This window comes from Polaromonas sp. P3_C2 (assembly GCF_056402675.1).
In genome coordinates this window covers 1-1,235 of sequence record NZ_JBFUGX010000951.1, presented here as the reverse complement: position 1 = coordinate 1,235, position 1,235 = coordinate 1, and the positions used below count along the sequence as shown (strand labels likewise).

Here is a 1,235-nt window from a genome sequence, read left to right as displayed (position 1 = left end):
CGGCCGCCTTGAGGCTTCGCGTGTGGCACAGGTCAGGGCCCGTGCGGCCGGTATCCTGCAAAAACGGCTGTTCCGTGAAGGCAGCGACGTGAAAGAAGGGCAGGCGCTGTTCACGATTGATCCCGCACCGTATGCCGCCGCCGCCGCCAGCGCGAAAGCGGGCCAGGCGCGCGCCGAGGCCAACCTGGCGCAGGCCGCCGCATTGGCCGAGCGTTACAAGCCGCTGGTAGAAGCTAACGCCATCAGCAAGCAGGAATATGCCAACGCTGTCGCGGCGCAAAAGCAGGCGGAGGCCGACGTTGCCGTGGGCAAGGCGAATGTGCAGACAGCCAGCATCAATCTGGGCTACGCGGCAGTGACAGCCCCGATCTCGGGCCGCATTGGCCGCGCATTGGTCACCGAAGGCGCCCTGGTTGGTCAGGGCGAGGCCACCCAGCTGGCTGTGGTCCAGCAAATCAACCCCATGTATGTGAACTTCACGCAATCCGCTCCTGAAATCATGAAGCTGCGTGCCGCCATGGAAAGTGGCCAGTTCAAACGTGCCACCGGTGCCGAAGCGGCCAGCGTGCGCATCGTGCTCGAAGATGGCACTGAATACGCCCGCCCCGGCCGCCTGCTGTTTTCCGACCTGACGGTCGACTCCACGACGGGGCAGGTGACCCTGAGGGCAGAGGTGCCCAATCCCGGTGGCCAGCTGCTTCCCGGCCTTTATGTGCGCGTACGCCTGGAGCAGGCGCAGGCCAGCAATGCCATCACCTTGCCCCAGCAAGCTGTCACGCGCACCGCGCAGGGCGACACTGTCATGGTGGTGGGTGACGATGGAAAAGTCAGCCCGCGCCCCATCAAGATTGGCTCCGCCAAGGGCAACCAGTGGGTGGTGCTCGACGGTCTGAAGACCGGCGAAAAAGTCATGGTGGATGGATTCCAGAAACTGCAGCCAGGTGCACCCGTGAAGCCCGTGCCATGGCAACCGGCCGGTGCGAAGCCGGCCGATGCGGCTTCCGCCCCCGTATCCGCCGCCTCCGGTGCGCAAGCTGCTGCGCCTGCGGCCTCCGCTGCTTCTGCAGCAGCGAAGTAAGGAGCCAACTACATGGCCAAGTTTTTTATTGATCGGCCGATCTTTGCCTGGGTGATCGCACTGTTCATCCTGGTGGTCGGCGGCGTGGCTATCACGCAGCTGCCGATTGCCCAGTACCCGCCCGTCGCGCCGCCTTCGATTGTCGTCAACACCGCCT

General features: G+C 64.6%; 2 protein-coding genes. Both read left to right on the top strand.

Going from position 1 to position 1,235, the window contains the following annotated elements:
- The coding region (locus AC1DWI_RS23700) for an efflux RND transporter periplasmic adaptor subunit (protein ID WP_477725979.1) at nt 1-1,078 on the top strand (1,078 nt) is incomplete at its 5' end.
- Between the two features lie 12 nt (nt 1,079-1,090).
- A partial coding sequence (locus tag AC1DWI_RS23695; protein WP_477725980.1) for an efflux RND transporter permease subunit occupies nt 1,091-1,235 on the top strand: 145 nt, incomplete at its 3' end.